Below are 26,367 nucleotides of genomic sequence, written 5' to 3'. Positions count from 1 at the left end.
AGAGTAAATTTCACCTTAATTTAGTCAGCTAGCCGCTGTCTAGACTATTTATGCTATTTGTTTTACTGGAGTAACAATGAAAGCGCTATTAATCTCAATATCTAGTGCATTGATTATCAATGCACTGCAGTCTCCACACTTGATGGCAACAGAGCAGATTGAAACAGTTGATCAATTACCTACAACATACCGTGAGCCTATAGCAACGACAGAACCTGCAGACATAGAACGGATCCACATTCACTATCGACAAGCATATCGTGGCGATGTGGCAACTCATGATTTACCCCAATCTATTACCGTACTCGGCCAATCACTCATTACTGATGCAGGATTAACTAAATTTCAAGATTTATTAGATTTTTCGGCAAGTGTATCAAGACAAAACAATAGCGGTGGTTTATGGGATAGCTTTGCTATTAGAGGGTTTCCCGGTAATGAAAACATTCCTTCTGGTTATCTAATTAATGGGTTCAATGGCGGACGAGGTTTCAGTGGTAATCGTGATTTGTCAAACGTTGCCTACGTTGAAGTGTTAAAAGGACCCGGTTCTGCACTTTATGGTCGTTCGGAACCTGGAGGCACAGTTAACATCATTACTAAAAAACCACAATATCAAACCAGTGGCTACATTAAAGGATCCTCTGCTAGTGAAAATCAATATCGATTAGAAGCCGACTTCACGACAGGAATAATGGACAATATTGCCGTTAGAGTTAATGGTGCATGGCAAGATTACGATAGCTTCCGTGATAACGTCTTTGACCGTAAAAAAACAGTCACACCATCAATTCGTTGGCAGATATCAGATAAATCTTCACTATTGTATGAAGTTGAATACCTTAAACAAGAAAAACTGTTTGACCGCGGTGTTGTGGTGATAGACAACAATATAAACACCCTACCTAGATCGCGCTATTTAGGCGAACCTAATGACGGAGCTAATACTATTGATGCACTAGGCCACCAACTTAGTTATGATTACCAATTGTCTGATGACTGGTCATTACTGGCAGGTTATAACTATCGAGAGTCATCACTACAAGGTTATTCCTCTGACGCCGAGTTAGCCATGAGCCGTCAATCATTATTTGATGATAACCAAACGCTAACACGCCAACATCGGTATCGAGATTACGACTCACAAGATCATTCAGTCAGGTTAGAACTTAGTGGAAGAGTTGATACTGGCTCACTAAGCCATCACTTGCTAATGGGTGCAGACGCCTATGATTATCACCTCAACACCGCTTTTTATCGATACAGAGGTAATAGTGGAAGCTATGCCATTGATATTTTTCAACCTGTGTATGGCGTTGCATTTCCAGAGGTTAATTTATTATATAAAAACCAAGAGAAGCAACGAGCTTGGGGCGGTTACATACAAGACCAAATTGATTTAACCGACCGCTGGAAACTCCAACTTGGGCTGCGCTTTGATTATTATAAACAAAACATAATAGAACTTGTTAGCCAAGCAAGCTCTAAGCAATCAGACAATCGTACTAGTCCTAAAATTGGTTTAGTATATGCTTACTCTGACAACCTCAGTGTTTACAGTGTTTATTCCGAAGGTTTTTTACCTATGTCGGGAACAGACTATGCTGGAACCCCTTTTGAACCAGAAGAGAGCCAATCCATTGAAGTGGGTCTAAAGTTTAATAGCTATTGGCATAATGACTTAGCCATAGACGCTAACATTGCTTTTTTTGATGCAAAAAAAAATAATATCTTAACATCAGATCCCGTTAATATTGGTTTTTCTGCCGCATTAGGAGAGGCAAAAAGTAGTGGCATTGAAATTGACTTGTCAGCAGACATTTCAGACACCTTACAAGCCAAACTGTCATATGCTTACCTAAACACACGCACAAGTAATGACTCAATCAATGCTGACTGGGGAGTCCTGGTACCAGCGGGGAGCGCCTTGGTCAATGTGCCTAAAAATACCGGCAGTATAATGTTAACGCAATCACTAAGCCCTTTGTCTTTAGAGGGGTCTACTGGAGTAAGTTGGCATTATGTAGATTCACGATTAGGCGACTCAGTTAACCCTGATTTTCAGCTACCGTCATACCAACTTTTTGGACTGTTTTTCAACACTCAACTCACCAACCAAATTAATGTTGCTGTAAACATAAATAATCTACTCGATAAACACTATATAGCTCAAAGCTATTCTGCATTATGGGCGGCACCAGGTGAGCCAAGGAATATTAAAATGAGTATCTCTTATGAGTTCTAGCAGTTTGAAAACACCCATTAGCCAAAAGCTTCAACGGATAGACAGCATTGATATGATGCGGGGTGCAGTCATGTTAATTATGTTGCTTGATCATGTGCGTGAGCGGTTTTATTTGCACATGCAAGTTAGCGATCCAATGGACCTAAGTTCAACCTCTTGGGCATTATTTATCAGCCGTTTTGCCGCCCATTTCTGTGCACCCGTTTTTGTATTTTTAACCGGTGTTTCCGCATGGCTTTATGCCAACCGAGATCCAGATAAGCCAAGATCAGCACGCACATTTCTACTTAAGCGTGGTGTGTTTTTAATTGCATTAGAAATACTAGTAATTAATATTTCTTGGATGGGCAACTATCATACTCTTTGGTTGCAAGTTATTTGGGTTATTGGTGTGAGTATGATAACCCTTGCGGTTTTTATCAATATCCCAAGGCCTTGGATGGCATTGCTCGGTTTAATCATTGTTTTTGGTCATAATGCCCTCACCCCAATTCATTTTATGCCTAATGAGTGGGGCTATAGCCTATGGACAATATTACATGACAGAGGGTATTTAATAGCCGATGGCATTATTAAGATAAAAATTAGCTATCCTGCACTACCTTGGATGGGGGTTATATTACTCGGTTACACTGCAGGACCCATTTTTAGTCGGCACTCACATGAAAGCACACGTCAAAAAACATTAATCGCCCTCGGAATAATTTGTTTAGCACTTTTTGCATTACTTCGCGGGGTTAATATTTATGGTGAAACATTACCTTGGCAAGTGGGTCACAGCATCGGTGAATCACTCATGTCGATTGTTAATTTAACCAAGTATCCACCGTCATTAAACTTTCTGCTGATCACACTCGGGGGAATGTTTATATGTTTAGTTTTATTTGAAAAAATCTCTACCAAAATCGGTAAAATATTATCCACTTTTGGTTCAGTTCCGATGTTTTTCTATATTTTACACTTATATGTTTTACTGCTGCTTTACAGTGTTTCTACATACATTTTTGGAACAAATCATGGTGACTTATTGGGAGTCAATAATATGGGCTGGATTTGGCTTATTTCAATTGTACTAATGGTGACACTCTACTATCCAGTTAAGCTTTTCAGTGCCTATAAAAAACAAAGTCGACAAGCATGGATTAAATATTTCTAATCGCATAATGTAACACCGCCGAGATACATTCGGCGGTGTTACACCAATCCTATTAAATATGTGATCTTTCAGCGGGAGTTCAAAGTGCTGTAGGCAAGGCAGATGATTGAAGTGAATAGTGATTCTATTTTGAAAGTATCTAACGAAGCATAAAGGACTTTGAAACCCGCCAGAATGGAGTCTCTCAGGTATTCCACTTCTGTGTTACATCGATTTAAAAGGCAACAACCATTTCTACATCAATGTGCCTTGAATTGAAAAACCTGAGAGACTCTGAACTGACCAGATATTTAATGAGATTGGTATTACTACTGGAACCAATCTGTTTGAATGTTACAATCAGATGAACATTAACAACAAGAAATAAAAAATGAAACCAGCAAATAATCATGGTCTTAAACGCGTGTTTCGCGCTACCGGATTTTCAATCAAGGGGTTAAAAGCCGCATGGAAACATGAAGCCGCTTTCAGACAAGAAGCGATATTAGCCTTATTAATGTTACCTACCGCCATGTTAGTCAATATCACTGCAACTGAAAGGGTGTTATTGATCATGACAGTAATGATTGTGCTTATTGTTGAATTACTTAATTCAGCGATTGAAGCCGTCGTCGACCGAGTTGGTGATGAAATCCACCCCCTAAGTGGTCAAGCAAAGGATATAGCCTCAGCAGCTGTTTTTTGCAGTTTAGCATTGTGTGCCATAACATGGGCTATCGTGTTATGGCCCAACATAATCAATACCTTGTAACAATATAATTAGGGCAGACAGTTTTTTGATTCAATATGTATCTAAAGGAACTAAATGCCCATGTCCATTTATTTAATGTTTAACCCAGCAGCTAAAATATCAATAGCTTGCTTTATATAAGAAAACCTTTCATTTTCCGCCCAATAAGCACCATAAACATTACGTGTAACGCTATTGGTATTCTCAATACCGTACAAGGTTTGATCATCTAAATAAGGTTGTATCAACACTTCAGGTAAAAATGCACAACCACCATTATTGAGAACAAAATCCAATGCCATACGGGCAGAACTTGTATGTAATATAGGCTGAGGCAATGTCGTAAAGTCTTGTGCATGGGTGATATTAAACGCTGTTCCCCAATCGACTTTAATATAGTTAATATCTGAGGCCTGGACTAAGTTAAGGCCTTTTTCTTTTGTCACTAACACTAATTTAATTTGTGCGAGCTTAACCAATTCTAACTCATCTAATTTAGGAGGGTCAAAAGTAATGGCAATATCTAAGGTTCGCTCAATAAGTTGGCGTGTCATAAGTGACCCTGACAGCACATCGGTTCTTAACGACACCCCCTCTAAACCAAGGTGCAAGGGTTGCAATAATGGTTGTAAAAAAGCATCCCAAATATTATGACCTGCCGCAATGGTTAATTGAGTGCTGTGCTGTTGATTCAAAATAATATCTTGTTTTGCCCTTTCCCACGCATTAAGAACAGCTTCAGCATGACCAAGCATTCTTTCTCCAGCGGGAGTCGGCTGAATGTTATTGCGAAGACGTTCGAATAATTCCACACCAAGAATACCTTCGAGTTGCTTTATCCTAAAACTAACAGCACTACGTGTTAAATAAAGGTTTTCCGCCGCTTTGCCAAAGTGACGTGTACGAGACACTTCTAAGAAGGTTTTTAATAAATCTGTATCCATAAAAATTTATTTACCATTAAGGACAAAATATTTTGATTTAAAAAATCATAATACTAGCCAATACTCCAGTTGCAATATTTATATCTCATAATCTAGAAGGTATTAGCCATGTCTCAGCAATCATTTATCAATGCGAAACAAGGTCTTGAAGTAAACTCAAATGGAACCAGTAGCAGTTTCCGTTCAACTAAACGCTTCTATGATGACGCTAATTTCCCAAAAGGATTTAAGCGTTGCGGTGATTTTACCAGTAAGGAAGCTGATATGCTTGAACTACATGGTCAAGCAATGAAAAATTTAGCCGACGGTTCCCAATTGCCATGTAACGTCGATGAAGACCAATTTGTGCAAGTTATTCAAGGTAATTTGCCGCCATCAGCCCCGATGGAATTACTGTGGGCTAAGTATTGTCGCTTAGCAAAGGGGAAGCCTTTTTATGCCGTTGTAGGTACGATTCATACTCCAACAAGCGCTAAAATTGAAATTGAATTTGACGATGTTGAAGAAGATGCCTCTGACACTGATACAGATGAAGCTGAATAGGTTTTACTTTTAACTAATTAAAGTAATTGCTTACATCATTTAACAATTTCAGTACAAGTTTACTAAAAGTAGAGTGTTTAAACCGCTCTACTTTTTATTTTTCAAGCAAAAATGCGAATACCATTATCACCTCCCGCCCCTGTCACCCCTCGGTTTTATAGCATTTTGAGACATAAAAGGTGACTTATGAGCCTTTAAGTTCAAACTACTAACGAAAACTTGATTTAACGCAATTATTGGATACAAATATTTCACATTCAATAACAAAGTGCTAATATGTGTGCTGAACCGTTTGTCTATTTATGCTGATTTGATGTTTTTAACGACACTTTTTGATAGCCCCTTTTGGTTATCGTCGCGAAATAAATCAAGTCTAAATACGGCAACTGCATCATATGAAGACGCATATCTTGTGATATATAAAAAATACTAAATGCGGAGTTTCAATGATTAAACCTTTTTTTTGTTTTGTCATGATAATATTAGGCACGCAAACTGCCATCGCAGCTCAGTCCCATAGAGATTATCAATCGACAGAAACAGACAAATACGCCATTGATATTGGTGTGTTTTATGCTAATTCCGATTCAAACATGGTAGTCAGAAGCCCTAAGTCTGGGGGCACTTTTCCAATAGATTTTGAAGATGAATTTCTACTCGCGGAAGAACAATATCTCCCTTATTTTGAATTTACTTATTCATTCAATCAACGACACAACCTCTTTATCGATTGGAAGTCACTGGATCGAAAAGCCGATAATAACGCTATAAGTCAAGACTTTATTCTTGAAGACATCGATGGCAAAGATTACTTAATTGAGGTGGGAGCAAAACTCAATACCGAGCTTAACATTGACATTTTACGTGTTGGCTACGGTTATGATATTTGGCAAGGAACCAATTATACTTTGGGTCTTTCTGTTGGCTTACACACTATGTTTGTCGAAACGGTATTCAAAGGGACAATTGGTACATGCGTGCCCGATTCTAGCTTAACCAGCTTGTGTAACAATGTCACAGCAACACCTGAAGTTGTTGATGATAGCTTTACCGCCCCACTCCCCAATCTGGGTATTTATGGTAATTATGAATTTTTACCGGGTTGGACATTTGCCGCTCATGCACAATATTTTGCCATAAAGTACGACGATGTTGACGGTTCATTAATCGATGTGCGTTTAGGCGTTGAAGCTGAAATTTGTGATAACTGGTCACTTAAACTTGCATATAATTATTATGATGTTGATATTACAATAGAAAAACAACGTATAATGAGTAACAACGAATTAAAGACCTTTGATCACAGTATAAATTACAGTTTCACAGGCCCAATGTTCGCCGTTTCTTACGTTTTTTAATATTAACTTATATCATTCAAAAAGCATCTTAGGATGCTTTTTTGTGATTGGTATAACAATAATGATAGGTATAAGCCCTATGATTATTGCTATATTTAATTCAATTGATAATTTTCAACGTCTTTTTAGCCCTGTTCATGAGGCACTTAATGTCGAACACTCTACTGCAAAGCGCTGCAGCTAATTTGAAAAAAGCAGTTCCTTTAATGCTTAAATATAGAATCCCCACTACACCAACAAATTATGCGCTTTGGTATGCCTATGTGGGTGAACAAAATCCATTACTTAACCAAGAATTGGATACTGCTGTTAAGCAAAATCAAACCTACTCACCAGTAACCAGTGAATTGCTCTATAGAAAACATGTCGCAGATCCAGTTGAGCTTGATGTTCGTGAAATGCGCAAAAACCTCGATGCAATGGTGTGTGAATTATCTCAATCACTTAAAGACACTAATTTAGACGCCGAAAGCTTTCAGTCTCAAATAGAGAAAGATTTTAAAAAATTAAATGAACTTGAAAACCAAGGTTTTTCACTAGAACAAGTGATCGGTGTTGTAAGAAGTATCGTTAAAGAATCCTCGAGTATTCGTTCTAGTACGGAGAGTTTTACTGAACAACTCCAAAAAGCGCAATCTGAAATTGATACACTCAAAACACGTTTAGCTGAATCAGAAAAAGACATGCTATTTGATGCATTAACCAATGTATTAAATCGCCGTGCATTTAACCATGACATTGAAGCACAAATCAGTTTATCTCCAACGGGAACGTGTTTAATCATAATTGATATTGACCATTTTAAAGTATTCAATGATAACTTCGGTCATCAACTTGGTGATTTAGTTTTAAAAACGGTAGCAAAACGGATCCAAGAAGCTTGTCGCGACGGAATTAAACTGTATCGTTTTGGTGGTGAAGAGTTCGCTATTATTGTACCAAGCAGCCAGTTTAGAGTAGCTAGGCAACTAGCAGAAGGGATTCGTCGAGCGCTGGAAAAACTAAGTGTTAAAGACAGACGCAGTGACAAAGTTATCGACTCAATTACCGCCTCGTTTGGCGTGGCAGAATGGAAGCCAAAACAAAACGTATCTGAGTTTATTGAAGCCACTGATAAGTTACTTTATGAAGCAAAACGTTTAGGTCGTAACCGTGTGATGCCAATAGCAAACTAATATCAATGCCATTAATTATCACGAATTTTTTCACTTACAGCTTATTTATTATTAACGTTTACATTACTCATTTAATTGATAAAACGGTCATTTTTGATGGTCTTGATTTTGATGAAAACGTTAATGAGGTTCTGGTAACTTAAGATAATGAGCAGCCTCTTTCGCTGTTGGTTCACTTAAGTAAGGCACGTACCCTAAAAATGGAGTCTTCATCATTTGTTGAAGACTTTCGAGGTTTTCATCGATATACGCCATATTAGGATCAACCTGATTCGCCACCCATCCCGTTATGGTTAAACCATCGGCCTGCACAGCCTCTTGAGTTAATAACGCATGGTTTAAACAGCCTAACTTCATTCCTACGACTAAAATAACTTCAACATTCGTCATCACTTGTGGCGTTTGTGTTTGCAGCAGCTTGCTTTGCAATAATTTAACGGTATCAGACAAATATTCACTATTACCTAATGGTAAACGCCAACCTCCAGCACCTTCGATTAAGGCAAAATCAGCTTTTAGCATGGCTGGATGGTACACAGCATCAAGCACACTTTGTGCTGTTAATGTTTGATTTATTTGTTTGGCGGCAATATGTGGTGCAATAGCGGGCTCAAAACAAATAGGATTAACAACTTGATATGGCAAATTCATATTCGATTGCGTCATTAGCATCATGGCATCACTATTACGTAAACCATCATTGGTCAACTCACACCCTGAGGCTATAGGTTTAAAGCCACACTTATTACCTTGAGCTTTTGACAGCAACGCCGCAGAAATTAATGTTTTCCCGCTGTCGGTATCGGTTCCCGTCACAAAGTACAACATGGTTTCAACCTCGTTTGGCGCGGATATACGCAATTTGATAAGTTAATGGTATGCCTTTTTCGGTACGCATTGTCTCAGCTAGCACGATGCGTTGCTGCCATTGCTGTTTAGTCAGTGGGTGACATTGAGTTGTATTACGCTCATCTGGTTGAGAAGAGGATGCCCCGACACCTTTGATTGAGTACAACAAGCTGCGCAAATCATCAAAATACACGCTTATACTCTCGACATGAATGTCAATGCAATGCCAATCATTGGCCGCCTCTTGAGATGCAATAAAAGCTGCTTCGATTGCTGATACTGAATTAAATCGGTTCACTCTAAATCCAAGGGAGTGTAATTCAGCCAGACTGCCGTCAGCAACGATGCTGAGACAACATTCGCCACCAGGCCTTAATACTCGATGAAACTCAGCAAATGCTTGAGGTAACCTTGGGCACCATTGTAAGGCTAAATTGGAATAAATACTGTCAATAGAATCACGTTGTAATCCTAGTGCCTGAGCATCGCTACAAATGGGTAAATAAGCAGAGTATTGTTTTGATAACTGCATAAGCATGCCATGAGCAATATCAACCGCCACAACTCGCTTAACCTGACTAAAAGCGTTAAAACAAGTACCAGGTCCCGCACCAACATCCAGTAACGTGCCATGTAAATGAGCACCTTGCCGCAAGTGTTGAGCACTAATACGTTGCAAAACATCATGTTGCTTATAATGAGACGCGGCTGTTGAAAACTTATCTGCAAGCGGATTATCAAACGTCATGAGGGTTCTCATCGATACAAATTACTTAGCCACGGTTTGTGGTGCGGATGAGGTTCGCTTTGAGCCAAAACCATCATGTATAAGCTGAGCCATATTACTCACCAATGCATAAATATGATCAGCTTTATGTTGCGCATTTAAGGTAATACGCAAACGAGCCTGACCTTTTGGCACCGTAGGCGAACGAATTGCACCCACTAGGAATCCTTGTTGCTTTAACTGCTCCGCAATCGCAACGACCCGATGGTTATCACCAATCATAATCGGTTGAATTGCAGTAATTGAAGATGTTATATCAAGTTTATTAACCTCTGCTAGTTGCCTAAATAGCGTAATGTTAGCGGTTAATTGTTCCAATAACTCTGGATGAGTTTTTTGCCAATGAATTGCCGCTAATGCAAGATGAGCATTGGCCGGTGACAACGCGGTCGAGTAAATATACTCACGGCCAGTTGCAACCAAATAATCAATCACCTCTTGAGATGCCAGAATAGCAGCACCTTGACACCCTAATGCTTTACCAAAAGTGACCACTTGAATGTCGACTTTATTGCTATTAACAAACGACTGAGGTAATACTCCAAAGCCGTGAGCATCATCAACAATTAACCAACAACCATGTTGTTGACATAATGCTGATAGCTCATCTATGGGGGCAATGTCACCATCCATACTAAATACGCTTTCAGTAATAACCGCGGTATTGGGATAGCGTTCGATAATGCGGGCTGCGCTATTGATATCATTATGCAAAAATCGGTTAATTTTACTGCCACAAGCTTGTAAACCATCAATAACTGAGGCATGCACCAGTTTATCTGCAATAACCATATCATCGGCGAAAAACAAGGACTTCATTAACGCGCTATTAGCACTAAAACCCGAACTGAACAGCATACAAGCCTGATGCCCAGTAATCTCACATAATCCTTGTTCTAACGCCACATGTGCTTGAGTATAACCACTCACTAATGGCGACGCCCGACTCCCAACGCCAAACCGCACTGCACCGTCATAAAGTGCTTGTGCAAGCGCCGATTCATTGGCTAAACCCAAATAATCATTATGGCTAAAATCAATCACCCCGGGCTGTTTCACGGTCGCCGACACATGTCGCTGACGTAAAAGACCCGTTTCTTGCAAATCGGCAAGCTTTTTACTTATCCGTAATGTTAAAGGGTGTTTACCCATGGTAGGTCGGCCATATATCGTCATGCTAATTTATAATGCCGCGGCGTCATAAAACTGCTTAGTCGACTTGTCTTGTTTAGCGCTGGCTTTAGCTAATAATGCGCTATCGCTTTCAATGTTGGCTTGTGGACCTTGCTCTGGGTGTAACCCTAAACGGCGGAACAAACTCATGTCATCATTTTCTTCAGGATTTGGTGTAGTTAATAGCTTACAACCATAGAAAATGGAGTTAGCACCAGCAAAGAAACACATCGATTGCAGTTCATCACTCATATTTTCACGGCCAGCAGATAAACGCACACGAGATTTAGGCATAATAATGCGGGCAACTGCAATGGTGCGCACAAATTCAAGCGGATCAAGATCATCAATATTCTCAAACGGCGTACCAGCCACTTTAACTAACATGTTGATGGGTACAGAATCTGGGTGTTGTTCTAAATTGGCTAATTGTTGTAATAAGCCTGCACGGTCGGTGGCTTTTTCTCCCATTCCTACAATACCGCCAGAACAAACTTTCATGCCTGATGCGCGTACGTTGGTTAAGGTATCTAAACGACTTTGATAGGTACGAGTAGTGATCACGTCACCATAATATTCAGGCGAAGTATCAAGGTTATGGTTGTAATAATCTAAACCTGCATCAGCTAATTTTTCAGCTTGGTCAGACGACAACATTCCTAATGTCATGCAGGTTTCCATGCCTAAAGCGCGAACATCTTTAACCATTTGAGTTAAATACGGCATGTCTCTGTCACGGGGATTACGCCAAGCGGCCCCCATACAAAAACGAGATGCTCCAGCAGCTTTAGCGCTTTTTGCCTCAGTTAATACTTTTTCAATCTCAAGCAAACGCTCTTTTTCAAGGCCTGTATCGTAGCGAGCACTTTGTGGACAATACTTACAGTCTTCAGGGCATGCACCTGTTTTTATTGATAAAAGACGGCTAATCTGCACTTCGTTGGGATCAAACGTTTCACGATGAATACTGTGGGCTTTAAACAATAAATCATTCATCGGCAGCGCAAACAATGCTTCGATTTCTGCTTTTTGCCAATCGTGACGAACTTGAGCTAACGGCATGGAACATTCCTTTATTTTGATTTTCTGTTGGCTAGGATACCCTGAGCCCGTAAACTGTCAACGCAGCAAGCAGTCACAGCTTTACTACTGATTAAAAAAAGAGCATACCGATTATGACACTTCTCGACACAAATACCACTATAGATCACGCTTTTGATGCACAACATATTTGGCATCCATATACCTCTATGACCCAGCCTCTACCTGTATATGGGGTCGTTTCTGCTCAAGGTTGCGAGCTGACGTTAGACAATGGAAAAGTACTTATTGATGGCACCAGTTCGTGGTGGTCTTGTGTGCATGGTTATAGTCATCCGACCATTTTAACGGCTATGCAACAGCAATTATCACAGCTGAGTCATGTAATGTTTGGCGGTATCACCCACCAGCCGGCCATTGAAACATCAAAACGTTTAGTGAAAATGACCAGCGACAACTTAACGAAGGTATTTCTTGCTGATTCAGGCTCAATTGCGGTTGAAGTTGCATTAAAAATGGCGCTGCAGTATTGGCAAGGGCGCAATAAGCCACAGAAACAGCGGATTATGACGGTAAAAAGTGGTTATCACGGCGACACCTTTGCCGCCATGAGCGTGTGTGACCCAGACGGCGGCATGCACACCATGTTTGGCAATAATGTCACTAAACAAGTGTTTATCCCCGCCCCCACATCGAAGTTTAATGAACCGCTAAATCAGACCGATATAGCTGCTTTAGAAAATGCATTTAGCCAACATCACCAAAATATTGCTGCGGTGATCATTGAACCCATCATGCAAGGTGCTGGCGCAATGCATTTTTATTCGCCAGCCTATTTAACTAAACTGCGATCCTTGTGCGATGAATACCAAGTACTGCTTATTTTAGATGAAATAGCCACCGGCTTTGGCCGCACCGGGAAATGCTTTGCTTATGAGCACGCTAATATTGAAGCGGATATTTTATGTGTAGGTAAGGCACTAACTGGCGGTTACATCAGTTTAGCCGCAACCCTGTGCAGTGATGAAGTCGCCAATGGTATTAGTGACTCATCTGCTGGCGTGTTTATGCACGGCCCAACGTTTATGGGTAACCCTTTGGCCTGTGCAGCAGCAACAGCCAGCTTAGATTTATTGCTTCAAGGAGACTGGCAACAACAAGTAAGCGCCATTGAAGTTCAACTTAAACAAGAACTCGCAAGCGCCATTGATTTAACGCAAGTTCAAGATGTACGTGTATTGGGCGCTGTTGGGGTGATAGAAATGGTCAACAATGTCAATACTGCACAATTACAACAAGCATTTGTCGAGCTTGGGGTTTGGGTAAGGCCGTTTAATAAATACATTTATATTATGCCGCCATACACGATTAACGCTGCGCAACTAACACAACTCACCTCAGCAATGATTAGCGTTGCAGGCAGCATTGAAGATAGTGGCAACAAACAGCAATTTATTAGCCATGGTTAACAGCCAATACTTGCTGAGCATGGGATATGATGGCATCAGAGACTTCTTTATAAACTCCCTTAAGTAGAATCCAATGGTGCCGACACAGTGTCTCTTCAATAACTTTGTCTGGCAGAATCTGTACTAACTCTACACTGGCTAGCTCATTGCTCACTTGTAACTGTGGCGCTAAACAATAAACAGCGCCGTGTTTAGCCATATTAATGAAGGCTTCTGATGATCATTCCCATTGGAGCACAGAACTCCTATTTACTCAGCCAAGGGATTAAACGTAATCATCACTTTCTAGCAGCAACCATTTGCATGCTTTGTGATGTTATTCTGATTGGTTTAGGGATTTTTGGCGGCGGTAAGCTGATCGCCAGTAGCGAATGGTTAATGTTAATTATTGCTTGGGGTGGCATCAGTTTTCTGATTGTTTATGCCGCTATATCTTTTACTAAAGTATGGAAAAATCACTATCAAACGACACCCCATGAGGCCGCAGCCAATAGCCGTAAACACATTATTGGCACCACATTAGCGGTAACCTTACTTAATCCTCACGTTTACCTTGATACCGTGATGATGTTAGGCAGTGTGGGTGGCATGTTTGAGGGCAATGAACGATGGGCATTTGCCATAGGCACAGTATTGGATTTGCATCAGTGTTATGTTTTTACCGCCTTGCTTTTGGTGCCGCCAAATTGGCGCCCTGGTTAGGTAACCCCAAATACAACGTGTGGTCGATGCTTTAGTCGGCGCTATTATGCTATTCATTGCTTATTCAGTATTTAACACCTTACTTAATAATGGCGCCACCCTGCCGCATTAGCCTCGATAAAGAGTCGCTCACGGCTAAATAAGCGCACTATGTTGAGCTTATTTAGCCGCTTCAAATAGGTATAATAATCACATCCCGACTCGCTCTGACACCATCTCTCCTGAAAAATCGTCATCGTCTAACCATTTTAATTTGGCTAATGGATAACCTAAAAACCATTTTGTACGTTCGAGAACAATTCGTGTGTTAATACGTTTGATTCTTAAATCCGGTTGATCGCTTAAATCAGAACAAATTTCATTTAAGGCCTTAATATTAGGAAAACAACTTAGCGAAATATAATCAACATCACCACTTAACTGCATGCAGTCCATTATCTCAGGAATGTCATTAATCCGATTAACAAAACGGCGCCGAGCAGGGGCACTGTTATCTTCTAGGGTAAATTCAATATAAGCCAGTACATGCTCACACAATTGGTCTAAATTAATATCAGCATGTAAATTACGAAAGTACCCCGCTTCTTTTAATGCTTTGACCCGTTGGAAGCAGGCACTAGGCGATAAGTTCACTTTTTCAGCTAATTCAATATTGGTGACCGAGCCCTCTAAGTGCAATGTGGATAATATTTTTTTATTGTAACTGTCAATCTTCAATTTCTTCTTCATTGGCTCAACCCACCGTTCTTATGCAGCTTTCTATACTGAATCATTGTCAATTAATTTGCAAAAACAAGATTTTTTACTGCAAAAGCGCTACAAACTTTTCGAATTTAACCCTAACTACAAAATATTATTTTGCAAGCAAAGCCGCAAAATGGCTACAAGTGATTTATTTAACAATTTGATTACGGTTACATACGACTAATATAACTTCTAAAGGGAACGCCATGACCCCATATACCCAGACGCTATTTACAAAAAAATCAATTGTTGCTGCAGCGATTTCGATGGCGATAAGTTCCCCATTATTAGCAGAGGAAAACCAAAGCCAAGCAGAAGCAATTGATACTAATGGCGTAGAAAGGATCTCTATTACCGCCCGTGGCCGTGTCGAAACCTTACAAAACGTGCCCGATTCTGTTACCGCTTTTAGTGCAGACATGATTGAAACCCAGCGCATAACAAACTTTCGTGATGTAGCGGATATGACACCTAACCTGAGCCAACTAGATAACTTTCGCCCAGGACTTGCTCGCATTACGATCCGAGGATTAATTACCCCCCAAGTGGGTGATGCACCACTCGCCTTTGTCGTCGATGGCGTTACCGCCCCAGATTTAGAATTTATCAACCAAGATTTGGTCGACATAGAACGTATTGAAGTGATGCGGGGAGCTCAAGGTGCGCTATACGGTAAAGGGGCGATTGGTGGTGCAGTGATTGTCACCACAAAAAAACCAACCGAAGATATTGAAGGCTCAGTCAAAGGCTCTTATGGTAATGGCAACACCTTTAATCTCAGTGGTGTGGTATCGGGCTCGTTAAATAAACAAGATAGCGCGTTTTTCCGGGTTGGCGGCTATACCAAAAATAGCGATGGATTAATTGATAACGTTTTTTTAAATGATGAAGCTGACTATCTATCAGAAGACTCAACGTTTGCACAGCTTCAATTTGATTTATTTGAAGAAACAAGCTTAAACCTCAAAGGACGTTATACCACCTCTGATGCAGGTTTTGCCTATTATCAGAACGTGTCAGAAGACAGCAAAGAAGACTATGACTTACCCACGTCACAAAACATATATAACAATGACCAACGTGATGTTTACGAGTTAAGTGCTAAATTAACCCAAGAGTACGACTTAGGTACATTTGATTTCATCACTGCGTATAGCGATTCTGAAAACGAACATTTCTATGATGGTGATTATTCAGCTGACGCAACATTTATTGATGAAGACGACTTTTTTAGAGCCCCGTTTGCTACCGAAGGGCTTTATGACATTGAATCATTCACTATAGAGTCACGCTTTACCTCTCGTGGCGATCAAGCATTAAGATGGGCAGTTTCTGCTTTTTATCAAGATAAACAACGCGACAACACCATTAATTTCTTTGATGACTTTGCAGGTGATACTGCGCAATCTCGCTCAGATTTTAATGACGACAGCCTGTTTTTCACCATTGCGGATAAAAACAGCAGTAAAGCGTGGGCACTGTCTGGACAAACTAACTACGATATTACTGACAAACTCGAATTAACCACCGCATTACGCTACGACGAAGACACCCGAGAATCCTATGATCCAGGTGCCCTTGAAGACACCTTTGCTAAAAAAACATTTAGCCAATGGCAGCCTAAAGCGACACTTGCTTATCAAGCATCCGACGACTTATTGTTTTATGCCGGCTATTCAAAAGGATTTAGAAGCGGCGGCTTTAATGAACCCGCAGAAGGCATTAGCCGATCATTCGACCAAGAAGTGTCTGACAGTTATGAAACAGGGTTTAAATCGAGCTTATTTGATAACCGCTTAACCCTAAATGGCGCACTTTTTTGGATAGATCAATCCAATGCACAAATCACTCAATTTAATGTTGATACCTATACGTTAGAAAACCTGTCAATCGACAAAGTTGAGACTAAAGGTATTGAACTTGAAGCAGACCTTACGTTAACCGATGACTTAGAGCTGCGTTTCAGTGCCGGCATTGTCGATTCTGAAATCAAAGCGTTTGACCGTCAGCCAGAACTGGTTGGCTATACGCAATTTTATGTCGCCGATTACAACTATGCATTGTCGATGAATCACCAGTATCAACTCAATGGCGAATGGGCGTTATTGTCACGTGCTGACGTGCAAGTTATTGGACCGCAATCATTTTCAATCGACATTGCGGACATTTGCTCATCGTCTTCAACCACATTAAATCTAGGTATTGGGGTTAAATCTGAGCAATGGACAATTCAAGCTTATGTTGACAATCTAACTGATGAACGAAGCATAGAAGATTTGTTTATTGTGGCTGACGGAGTGACCGATCTTGCACGCCAACCCAACAAGCCTCGTAGCTTTGGTGTAGAAGCGATTTACAACTTCTAAGCAATCTAACTTGGTGTTTGATGGCGCCGTTATTGGCGCAATCAAACACCAGCAACGACGCCTTTACTAGGAATAAACATGGCTGAAACTCACACTATCGATGACTTGCTAGAAGACTACGCAACCACACCAGTGCCTCAAAATAAAACCCATAACGGTTGGCGTATCGGCATGGTCAATGGTGGCTTAGCTTTTGCTGTACCTGGACTCATTACAGGTTTAGAGATCGGCTCAGCCTTAGGGTTAGAGCAAAGCATATATGCATTTTTAATCGGCGGGTTTATTTTGTCGGTATTAGGCACGATTACTGGCTATGTGGGTATGAAAAACCGCTTAAGCTCGTGCATGACGATGAAATTTGTCTTTGGTTTGCAAGGTGCCAATATTGTGAGTTTAGCATTTGTATTGTCATTACTTGGTTGGTACGGCGTTAACATTAATTTGTTTAGCGCGGTGGCGGCTCAGTTTTCAATGCAGCTTTTTGATTATGATCCACCTATTTGGACATTCGATATTGCTGCCAGCATAGTGATCACCTTAACCACCTTATGGGGCTTTAAATTTATTGAGCGAGTCTCAAGCCTTTTTGTGCCCATTTTGTTTTTACTGGTGGCCTACATGCTTTATCAAAGCTTCGGGTATGTGGTGAATGACACGCCCACTACCGGTGGTATAACAGGGATAGATTTTACCTTTGGTGAAGCGGTGTCAGCCGTTGTCGGCAGTTTTATTGTTAGTGTGGTATTAATGCCAGATTTTAGCCGTTTTGCCGCTAAGCCAAAAGACACGGTCATCGCCTCTTTTTTACCTTTTATGTTTATCAGCAATTTTGTCTATATCGCGGCAGCAATCGCCGGTTTAGCGGTAGTGAATGCTGACATTCTTGTGGTGATGTTGACCCTCGGCTTAGGGATGTTTGCCTTTGTGTTATTAATCGCATCAAGTGTCGTAACCAACGTGGTCAACCTTTATAGCGCTGCATTAGGTTTTAATGCCATTACACCGCATTGGTCAGAATGGAAAATCATCATTGCCGGCGGAGTATTAGGTGCCGCTGTAGCATCATTGAACTTACTCGATAACTTTACTGGGTTCATTTTTAGTTTGTCGATTCTTTTTAGCCCTGTTGCCGCAATTTACATTGTTGACTTCTTCTTTATTCAGCAGCAAAAAATCTACCAAATTGAGCATTTAAATCAAACTACAGCGTTTAATTTTCAAGCATTAGTGGCTTGGGTTGGCGGAATTATTTTTGCCATGATGGTGAATAAAGGCTGGCTAACACTCACAGGTATTGAAGTGTGTGACGCCATGCTCATTACTGCCCCACTTTATTTTGCCATCAAAAAACTCATGGCAAACAATAAACCACAAAACTCAACACAAAGTTTATAAACTCAATATTAATACACAATAAGTTAAATCTATGATTTAACAGTACATACCAGAGAGTCATATGAAGTCATTAACGCGTTTAGAACTAACCGATATTTTACATGGATGTGTTATTTTGGGCACCGGTGGCGGTGGCGAAATGGATGATGGTATTGCTTATATCGATGCTGCACTCGCCGCAGGTAAAACCTTTACCCTGGTTGATGTAGAAGAAGTCCCTGCGGGGAGAAAAATCTGCACACCTTATATGCTTGGCGCATTGTCGGCGCTATCTGAAACCGAAGAAGCGGTTTACGCAAGATTACCTAAAAGTGAGCTGTCATCAATGATGACCGCATTTAAACGCCTGGAACAATACACTGGGGAGAAGTTTTACGGCACCATTTGTTGTGAATTAGGCGGCTCAAATACGGCGGTTTCTTTTTATGTTGCCGCAATGGCCGATGGCTATATTATTGATGCCGATGTTGCAGGCCGTGCCGTGCCTGAAATCACCCACTCAACATATTACTTTAACGACATCCCAGCTGCACCGATTGTAGCCGCAAATGAGTTTGGTGAATGTTTTATTTGTGAGAATGTAATTGATGATTTACGCGCCGAAACGGTTGTACGTGCTTTATCTGTGATCAGTCGTAATGATATTGCCGCTATCGATCACGCGATGCCAATCGAGCAAGTAAAAGATGCGGTGATTAAAGGCACGATTTCTAAGTCTCTGGCCATTGGTAAAGCTTACCGTCAGGCAAAAGAGCAAGGCGAAGACATTGCCGAGGCCATAGCAAGTCACGGCGAGGGTTATGTTGCATTTAGAGGTCAGGTTTCACAATCACATTTTAGCATTGAAAAAGGCTTTACCATTGGTACTGTGACCATTGATGGAAGTGGTGAATACCAGCAAGAGCAATATCAATTAGAAATCAAAAATGAACATCTATTAGCACGCCGCAATGGAGAGGTAGATGTCACAATCCCAGACTTGATTTGCTGTATTGATATGGACAACCAAGAAGCAATCACGACTCCGAATCACCACGTTGGATTAAATGTTGCTATTGTGATTTTACCGGCGCCAAAAGAGTTTGTTACCCAGCGAGGCTTGCAAGCATTTGGCCCTGCTTATGTTGGATTATCAACCCCCTACGAGCCTGCTGTAGCAAAATATTTTGCCAAACTTGGCAAACAAAGCGCCTAAAGCATTAAACCCGCATTGCAACAAAGCCTGGTATTTGTGTAATGCGGGTTAACCAAGCTCTTATCTGTGGGTAATCAACTAAATCAAAACCACCTTCATGCGCCACATGGGTATAAGCATAAAGCGCAATATCGGCTAAGGTAAATTGATCGCCACACAAAAACGGCTGCTTTGACAGTGCAAATTCCATGACGCTGAGCGCCTTATAGCCTTTAACGTGTAACGCTTGATATTCGGCTAAGCGTCCTTCAGGTAACCCCAAGTAAAACTGAATAAAGCGTGCAACCGCAATATATGGCTCATGGCTGTATTGTTCAAAAAACATCCATTGATACATCTTTGCTTTGGTAAAATCATCGCTTGGGATGAGGTTTGAATTTGCCGCTAGGTATCCCATTATCGCATTCGATTCCGATAACACTCTGCCATCATCAAGTTCAAGTAACGGGATTTTACCTGACGGACTTTTAGCTAAAAAAGTCGTTGTTTGTGTATCACCGTCTAGAATACTCATTTCTTGCCACTGATGTGCAATCCCAAGTATATTCAACACCAACTGCACTTTGTAACAATTTCCCGACTTGCTGTCGCCATAAACGGTAATCATGTGTTGTCCTTAACTCTGAAATAACTCAATTATTTTTTAACTAAACTAGAAATTAACGCGCGTAATGCAGCAGGCTTAATCATTTTCGCCATATAGTGATAACCGCGACGCTCAATATCATCCACGAGATCTTTATTCGTATTTGCCGTAATCAAAATCCCTGGTAAATGATCACCATAACGGGCACGAATATCATCCATGGCATCAACGCCATTTTCGTCGTCATCCAAATGATAGTCGGCCAAAATAATATCTGGGGCGACCCCTTTAAGGCCTAATTTAATTCGTGCATCGGCTAAGTCCGTGGCACAAATTACATCACACTGCCAACGACTCAATAATGAATCAAGCCCTGCCAAAATGGCTTCTTCATTATCGATACACAACACGTTAATGCCTGCTAATGGCTGCAATAATGAGGGTAATGGTTTAGTTTGCACTTGGCTCACCGTCTGACCTAACGGTACCATTATTGAAAACACAGAGCCAACACCTAAAGCTGAATGCACTTCTATCGGGTGGTCGAGTACTTTACTAATCCTGTCGGCAATCGCTAGACCTAAGCCTAAACCACTGACATTGCGGCTACTCGGATGATTTAAACGTTTAAACTCTTTAAATATTTCTTGTGTATCATATTCGTCAATACCGCAACCAGTATCAAGCACTTGAATTTCAATAAAATTACCACGATGACGACAGCCAAATAACACTTTACCGCCCCGAGCATAACGATAAGCATTTGTTAAAAAGTTCTGTAATATTCTGCGCAATAATGACGGGTCTGAATTGACAGTGGCCGAGCATGGCACCATCGAAAATGAAATTTGATTGTCACTCGCCATAGCATCAAACTCAACCGATAAGCCGTTAATGACTTCAGAAACAGCAAAATCACGACGATTGACATCGACTAGGCCAGAATCCAATTTTGATATATCTAATAAATCGGTCAATAGTTCACCAGCTGTTTTTAGTGAACTATTAACGTGAGTTAACGTGGTGCGAGCCTCAAGATCTAAGTTAGGGTATTGCGACAATGAAGCCGTAAATAGTCTGGCGGCATTTAACGGTTGCATTAAGTCATGTCCCACCGCCGCCAAAAAACGTGTTTTAGACGCATTTGCCAGTTCTTCTTGAGCTTTGGCTTCGAGTAATTCGCTATTTAACATTGCCAATTCATAGGTGCGTTCTTGTACTCGACTTTCTAACGTTTCATTAGCTTCAAGTAATGCCTTTTCCTGTAAACGATATTGGGTAATATCGGTAAATGTCATCACAAAACCACCATCTGGCATGGGGTTTCCCTGAATCTTAATCACTTTGCCGTCTTTACGTTCACGCTCCGAGGTATGCGGCGTACCATTTCGCATATGTTGCACCCTCACAGCCACTTGGTTCTCTATATCGCCTTTACCACAAAAGCCGCGTAAAGCATTAAAACGAACCACATCAGCAATTGGCATGCCTTGTTGCAAAAAGCCTTCAGGATATTGATATAAATCGGCATAACGATAATTCCAAGCAACAAGATTGAGGTCTTTATCAACCACGCTCATTCCTTCATAGGCATGCTCAATGGCGCCGCGCAGCATATCTTGACTTAAAATGATCTTTGATGACGCTTCATCAACCAAACTAAAGACTTCATCTAATGCCAAATCGCGCCCTTGCAAAACAGAATCCATTACCAGTGAGGCACTCGATGCACCAAGTACACCTGATAGCATATGTTCAGTATGCGCAATTAACTCCTCTGGTGCAGCTTTATACCAACTGTCACTTTTTACCGCCTCGGGAGAAAAACGACTGAAGCTTTCATAAGCACGCGTAGGACTCACAAAACGACTAGCAAGAATAAGTAAGTCTTGCTGTGAAATCGGGCCTTGCCGTTTATTCGCATCTTGTTTTGAAGACCATGGTTTAACAAAATTACTGGCTTGAATTCGCTCTGCTACCCCAGCGCGAAACCAAATCGACCCAAGTACGTAACACATAACATTGGCCAATAATGCCATTAATGTATCACTGACATTAGGTGTAATTGATTTAAGTAAATCAAATTCACCGCCAATTAATCTTGCATCAGTACCTTGTAGCAATATAAAGCACCACAAACTAAAACCAACTGCTAAGCCCAAATACACACCAGCACGATTGCCGTGTTTCCAATACAAGCCACCGACCAATGCCGGGGCTAATTGAGAAAATGCTCCAAACGACAACATGCCTAAATGTGACAATGAATCACTGTCAACAAAGGTTAAATAGCTTAAATAACCAAAACCTAGAATGACCACAATAGCCAAGCGGCGCACATTGAGTAATAACTGTGAAAACTGACTAAAGTTTTTTTCCCTGATCTGTCCAGTACGCAGTAAAAATGGCACTAACCACTCATTACTTACCATCACACTAATTGTGACCACTGCAACAATCACCATGCCAGTAGCTGCCGACAAGGTACCAAGCAAAGCAATAACCGCTAATAGGGGCTGATCCAAAGCGAGAGGTAAATTAATGACATAGGTATCAGCGGCAACAGAATCACCCAATAATACTTTGCCCGCTAACGCTAATGGCGCAACAAACATGCCAAATAACGCTAAATAAATAGGAAAAATCCAGCGAGATTTTTTTAAAATATGCTCGCCACCACATTCAACAACCATCACATGGAACTGCCTTGGCATACACAAAAATGCCGCCATACCGACAAAGAGTTCAGGTAAAAATGATTCAAGGCGTAAATGACTGTTTTCAATTAACCCTTTTGCAGACGCTTGTTGCCAGATATCGCCAAAACCATCAAAAAAACCAAAACTGATGACAACACCCACAATAATAAAGGCTGCAAGTTTGACTAACGATTCAAATGCAATCGCTACCATCATGCCTGGATTATGCTCTGTCGCATCTAACTTTCGGGTACCAAATAAAATAGCGAATACCGCTAATAACATAGTAATTAACAATGGTACCGCCACAGGACTAAGTGGAGTATTATCCGGCTGAAACAGATTCAGACTGAACACCATCGCTTTAAGCTGTAAAGCAATGTAAGGCATAATGCCAAATAGGGCGATAAGGGTAACAATTGCGGCCAGTAATTGTGATTTACCATAACGAGCAGCAATAAAATCAGCCACTGAGGTAATGTTTTGTGCTTTAGACACCACGACCATTTTGCGTAGCATGCCAAAACCAAGAGTAAACACTAAAATGGGCCCGACAAAAATAGGCAAAAAAGACCATAAATCGATAGCAGATTGACCAACCGTGCCTAAAAAACTCCATGATGAGCAATATACGGCAAGACTAAGACCATAAATCCACACTTGAATTTTTTGGCTTATCTTACTAAACCAGCGCTCCGCCCCCCATGCCAAAATAAACAGCAATGACACATAACACACCGCAATTACAGCCACAATAAGAGTTAAATTCATCAGACGTCCGCTATCATTTACTGTTATTAACAGCCTATTTTATTTTCATTACAAAGTATCACGTTGAACGCAAAACAACCTACATTAGATAAACAGCTGTAATTACGCAGCAATTTATCACCAGCCTTAATCATTCTAACACGTGCAACAGTCTAAATATTAAGGATATTTTAAAACTAGACCAAGGTCTAATAGTGTTAGTAGTCGGTTGCAGATGATACTTTAACAACGCCATTTTTAGAAAGGGAAGCCCCTATGAGCTCGCAGTCTCTTTACAAAGTTCCTAGTGACATTGCAGACAACGCACTGGTTAATAATGATCAATATAAGAAAATGTACCAGGAGTCCATCGTTAATCCAGAAGGTTTTTGGAGAGAACACGGCAAACGTATCGATTGGATTAAACCGTATACCAAAATTAAAAAGACTTCTTTTGATGATCATAACTTATCGATTAATTGGTTTTATGATGGCACATTGAATGCCTCGGCAAATTGCTTAGACCGCCATTTAGAAGAACATGGCGATAAGCTGGCTATTATTTGGGAAGGTGATGACGCCAATGAACAACGTAAAATCACATATACAGAATTACACGCCGATGTGTGTAAGTTTGCCAATGCCCTGCGTAGTCAAGGGGTAAATAAAGGCGATATCGTTACAATTTATATGCCTATGGTGCCAGAAGCAGCAGTAGCTATGCTAGCTTGCGCACGTATTGGTGCGGTTCATTCTGTTGTTTTTGGTGGTTTTTCACCAGACTCAATTGCCGCAAGAGTCATTGATGGAAAATCAAAAGTCATCATTACTGCCGACGAAGGTGTTCGAGGTGGTCGTAAGATCCCTTTAAAACGAAGCGTTGATGAAGCCATCGCAAACCCTGATGTAACGTGTGTTGAAAAAGTCATCGTACTAAAGCGCACTGGAGGTGACATAGATTGGGCTAATGATAGAGATGTTTGGTGGCATTCACTAATGGACGTCGCTTCAGAGCATTGTATTCCTGCCGAAATGAATGCCGAAGACCCGCTATTTTTACTCTATACATCAGGCTCTACTGGTAACCCTAAAGGTGTGCTGCATACCACTGGCGGTTATATGGTATATGCCTCAATGACACACGAATATGTGTTTGATTATAAAGCTGACGAAGTTTATTGGTGTACTGCCGATGTGGGTTGGATCACTGGTCATTCATATATGGTTTATGGTCCTTTCGCCAATGCCGCCACAGTCTTAATTCACGAAGGCGTCCCCAATCACCCGACTCCAGCGAGACTAGGTGAGATGATTGACCGCCATAATGTCAATATTCTCTACACTGCTCCTACGCTAATCCGGGCACTAATGGCTGAAGGTAAAGAACAATTCAGTAACTATAAAGGTGATTCTCTACGGATTATGGGATCTGTGGGTGAACCCATTAACCCAGAGGCTTGGCGTTGGTATCACGAAGTGATTGGTCATGAAAATTGCCCCATTGTAGACACATGGTGGCAAACCGAAACTGGCGGCATTCTAATTAGTCCATTGCCCGGCGCCACAGACACTAAACCAGGTTCAGCAACACGTCCTTTTTTTGGTGTTCAACCTGCTCTAGTCGACAATATGGGTAACATCGTTGACGGTGCCACAGAAGGGAACTTGGTTATTCTAGATTCATGGCCTGGGCAAATGCGTACTGTTTATGGTGACCATGACAGATTCGCCCTCACCTACTTTAAAACATTCCGCGGAATGTACTTTACAGGCGATGGTGCTCGTCGAGACGAAGATGGCTATTATTGGATTACAGGTCGTGTCGATGACGTTATTAATGTCTCTGGCCATCGTTTAGGTACTGCTGAAGTTGAAAGCGCATTAGTGTCACATGAGTTAGTCGCTGAAGCCGCTGTAGTGGGATACCCCCATGACATTAAAGGCCAAGGTATTTATGCTTATGTCACCCTCACGCGAGATATTGAGCCAACAGAAGAACTCCGTCAAGAGCTTCGTCAATGGGTACGTAAAGAAATTGGTGCATTAGCCACTCCAGATCTTATTCAATGGGCGAGCGGATTACCTAAAACGCGTTCAGGCAAAATTATGCGCCGTTTTTTGCGTAAGATTGCTGCGAATGAAGTCACTAATTTAGGCGATTCATCAACATTGGCAGATCCTGCTGTTATTGATACCTTGATAGAAAGTCGTTTAAATAAAACTGAATAACGCGACACACTATTACTAAGTTCCACCCACGAGAAATCCTGACCAATTTCTCTTTTAGCCCCCTCTTCGTGAGGGGCTTTTTTTATTGATCTCGGACAAAATGGAGGTTATACCAATCCTATTAAATATGTGATCTTTCAGCGGGAGTTCAAAGTGCTGTAGGCAAGGCAGATGATTGAAGCGAATAGTGATCCTCGGTAACAAGCTCCTGCGTTACTCTACCTCCAGCAT

21 protein-coding genes are annotated in these 26,367 nt (G+C 41.0%); 12 read left to right on the top strand and 9 right to left on the bottom strand.

The features are described from left to right. Window positions 1-76: 76 nt before the first annotated feature. The 3 genes from ACWXWT_RS02660 (at window position 77) to ACWXWT_RS02650 (ending at window position 4,152) form a co-directional block, all read left to right on the top strand. Complete coding sequence (locus ACWXWT_RS02660) at window positions 77-2,245, top strand: TonB-dependent siderophore receptor (RefSeq protein WP_456040071.1); 2,169 nt, start codon at window positions 77-79, stop codon at window positions 2,243-2,245. Beyond that, window positions 2,235-3,401, top strand: a complete 1,167-nt coding sequence (locus ACWXWT_RS02655) for a DUF1624 domain-containing protein (RefSeq protein WP_456040070.1) — start codon at window positions 2,235-2,237, stop codon at window positions 3,399-3,401. The genes ACWXWT_RS02660 and ACWXWT_RS02655 overlap by 11 nt, the downstream gene beginning before the upstream one ends. 370 nt (window positions 3,402-3,771) lie before the next feature. Continuing rightward, complete coding sequence (locus ACWXWT_RS02650) at window positions 3,772-4,152, top strand: diacylglycerol kinase (protein WP_456040069.1); 381 nt, start codon at window positions 3,772-3,774, stop codon at window positions 4,150-4,152. Window positions 4,153-4,220: 68 nt separating this feature from the next. Here the strand turns inward: ACWXWT_RS02650 and hdfR are convergent, their stop codons facing one another. After that, window positions 4,221-5,075: an HTH-type transcriptional regulator HdfR gene (gene hdfR, locus ACWXWT_RS02645; RefSeq protein ID WP_456040068.1), complete on the bottom strand. Its 855-nt coding sequence runs from the start codon at window positions 5,073-5,075 to the stop codon at window positions 4,221-4,223. A 108-nt stretch (window positions 5,076-5,183) separates the two neighbouring features. On the opposite strand from hdfR, the gene ACWXWT_RS02640 reads away from it, so the two are divergent. The 3 genes from ACWXWT_RS02640 to ACWXWT_RS02630 all read left to right on the top strand — a co-directional run bounded on the left by ACWXWT_RS02640 (window position 5,184) and on the right by ACWXWT_RS02630 (window position 8,151). Further along, window positions 5,184-5,618, top strand: coding sequence for a DUF413 domain-containing protein (locus ACWXWT_RS02640; protein WP_456040067.1), 435 nt, complete (start codon window positions 5,184-5,186; stop codon window positions 5,616-5,618). 446 nt (window positions 5,619-6,064) lie between these two features. Next, window positions 6,065-6,976, top strand: a complete 912-nt coding sequence (locus ACWXWT_RS02635) for a hypothetical protein (RefSeq protein ID WP_456040066.1) — start codon at window positions 6,065-6,067, stop codon at window positions 6,974-6,976. 149 nt (window positions 6,977-7,125) lie between these two features. Continuing rightward, window positions 7,126-8,151: a GGDEF domain-containing protein gene (locus tag ACWXWT_RS02630; RefSeq protein WP_456040065.1), complete on the top strand. Its 1,026-nt coding sequence runs from the start codon at window positions 7,126-7,128 to the stop codon at window positions 8,149-8,151. A 120-nt stretch (window positions 8,152-8,271) separates the two neighbouring features. Here ACWXWT_RS02630 and bioD read toward each other — a convergent pair whose 3' ends face one another. From bioD to bioB, 4 genes are read right to left on the bottom strand one after another with little or no spacing between them, the layout of a single operon-like run. Beyond that, window positions 8,272-8,976 (bottom strand): dethiobiotin synthase, encoded by a 705-nt coding sequence (gene bioD / locus ACWXWT_RS02625; RefSeq protein ID WP_456040105.1) that lies wholly within the window; start codon window positions 8,974-8,976, stop codon window positions 8,272-8,274. Window positions 8,977-8,983: 7 nt separating this feature from the next. Further along, complete coding sequence (locus ACWXWT_RS02620) at window positions 8,984-9,748, bottom strand: methyltransferase domain-containing protein (protein WP_456040064.1); 765 nt, start codon at window positions 9,746-9,748, stop codon at window positions 8,984-8,986. Between the two features lie 21 nt (window positions 9,749-9,769). After that, entirely contained in the window at window positions 9,770-10,939 is a 1,170-nt protein-coding gene (locus ACWXWT_RS02615) for an aminotransferase class I/II-fold pyridoxal phosphate-dependent enzyme (protein ID WP_456040063.1), read from the bottom strand. 30 nt (window positions 10,940-10,969) lie between these two features. Further along, on the bottom strand, window positions 10,970-12,022 hold the full coding sequence (gene bioB, locus ACWXWT_RS02610) for a biotin synthase BioB (RefSeq protein WP_456040062.1): 1,053 nt from the start codon (window positions 12,020-12,022) through the stop codon (window positions 10,970-10,972). A gap of 113 nt (window positions 12,023-12,135) precedes the next feature. On the opposite strand from bioB, the gene bioA reads away from it, so the two are divergent. Beyond that, on the top strand, window positions 12,136-13,470 hold the full coding sequence (gene bioA, locus ACWXWT_RS02605; RefSeq protein ID WP_456040061.1) for an adenosylmethionine--8-amino-7-oxononanoate transaminase: 1,335 nt from the start codon (window positions 12,136-12,138) through the stop codon (window positions 13,468-13,470). Here the strand turns inward: bioA and ACWXWT_RS02600 are convergent. Further along, entirely contained in the window at window positions 13,457-13,669 is a 213-nt protein-coding gene (locus ACWXWT_RS02600; RefSeq protein ID WP_456040060.1) for a hypothetical protein, read from the bottom strand. The two genes, bioA and ACWXWT_RS02600, sit on opposite strands and share 14 nt — an antisense overlap. 17 nt (window positions 13,670-13,686) lie before the next feature. Here ACWXWT_RS02600 and ACWXWT_RS02595 point away from each other — a divergent pair, with 17 nt between their 5' ends. Next, window positions 13,687-14,172, top strand: a complete 486-nt coding sequence (locus ACWXWT_RS02595; protein ID WP_456040059.1) for a LysE/ArgO family amino acid transporter — start codon at window positions 13,687-13,689, stop codon at window positions 14,170-14,172. 189 nt (window positions 14,173-14,361) lie between these two features. On the opposite strand, the gene ACWXWT_RS02590 is transcribed toward ACWXWT_RS02595, so the two are convergent. Further along, the gene (locus tag ACWXWT_RS02590; protein WP_238104200.1) at window positions 14,362-14,901 is read right to left on the bottom strand and encodes an Lrp/AsnC family transcriptional regulator; all 540 of its coding nucleotides are present in this window, start codon (window positions 14,899-14,901) and stop codon (window positions 14,362-14,364) included. A 221-nt stretch (window positions 14,902-15,122) separates the two neighbouring features. Between ACWXWT_RS02590 and ACWXWT_RS02585 the strand changes: the two genes are divergently transcribed. From ACWXWT_RS02585 to ACWXWT_RS02575, 3 genes are all read left to right on the top strand, one after another. Further along, window positions 15,123-17,282, top strand: a complete 2,160-nt coding sequence (locus ACWXWT_RS02585) for a TonB-dependent receptor (protein WP_456040058.1) — start codon at window positions 15,123-15,125, stop codon at window positions 17,280-17,282. Between the two features lie 78 nt (window positions 17,283-17,360). Continuing rightward, window positions 17,361-18,677, top strand: a complete 1,317-nt coding sequence (locus ACWXWT_RS02580) for a cytosine permease (RefSeq protein WP_456040057.1) — start codon at window positions 17,361-17,363, stop codon at window positions 18,675-18,677. A gap of 61 nt (window positions 18,678-18,738) precedes the next feature. Next, window positions 18,739-19,872, top strand: coding sequence for a DUF917 domain-containing protein (locus ACWXWT_RS02575; RefSeq protein ID WP_456040056.1), 1,134 nt, complete (start codon window positions 18,739-18,741; stop codon window positions 19,870-19,872). Between the two features lie 4 nt (window positions 19,873-19,876). Here the strand turns inward: ACWXWT_RS02575 and ACWXWT_RS02570 are convergent, their stop codons facing one another. Next, on the bottom strand, window positions 19,877-20,476 hold the full coding sequence (locus tag ACWXWT_RS02570) for a glutathione S-transferase family protein (RefSeq protein WP_456040104.1): 600 nt from the start codon (window positions 20,474-20,476) through the stop codon (window positions 19,877-19,879). 32 nt (window positions 20,477-20,508) lie between these two features. Continuing rightward, entirely contained in the window at window positions 20,509-23,928 is a 3,420-nt protein-coding gene (locus tag ACWXWT_RS02565) for a hybrid sensor histidine kinase/response regulator (RefSeq protein WP_456040055.1), read from the bottom strand. A gap of 255 nt (window positions 23,929-24,183) precedes the next feature. Between ACWXWT_RS02565 and acs the strand changes: the two genes are divergently transcribed. Then, complete coding sequence (gene acs / locus ACWXWT_RS02560) at window positions 24,184-26,136, top strand: acetate--CoA ligase (RefSeq protein ID WP_456040054.1); 1,953 nt, start codon at window positions 24,184-24,186, stop codon at window positions 26,134-26,136. The last annotated feature ends 231 nt before the right edge of the window (window positions 26,137-26,367 follow it).

The organism is Shewanella sp. A22 (assembly GCF_053850585.1).
This window is presented reverse-complemented; position numbering and strand designations above follow the sequence as displayed.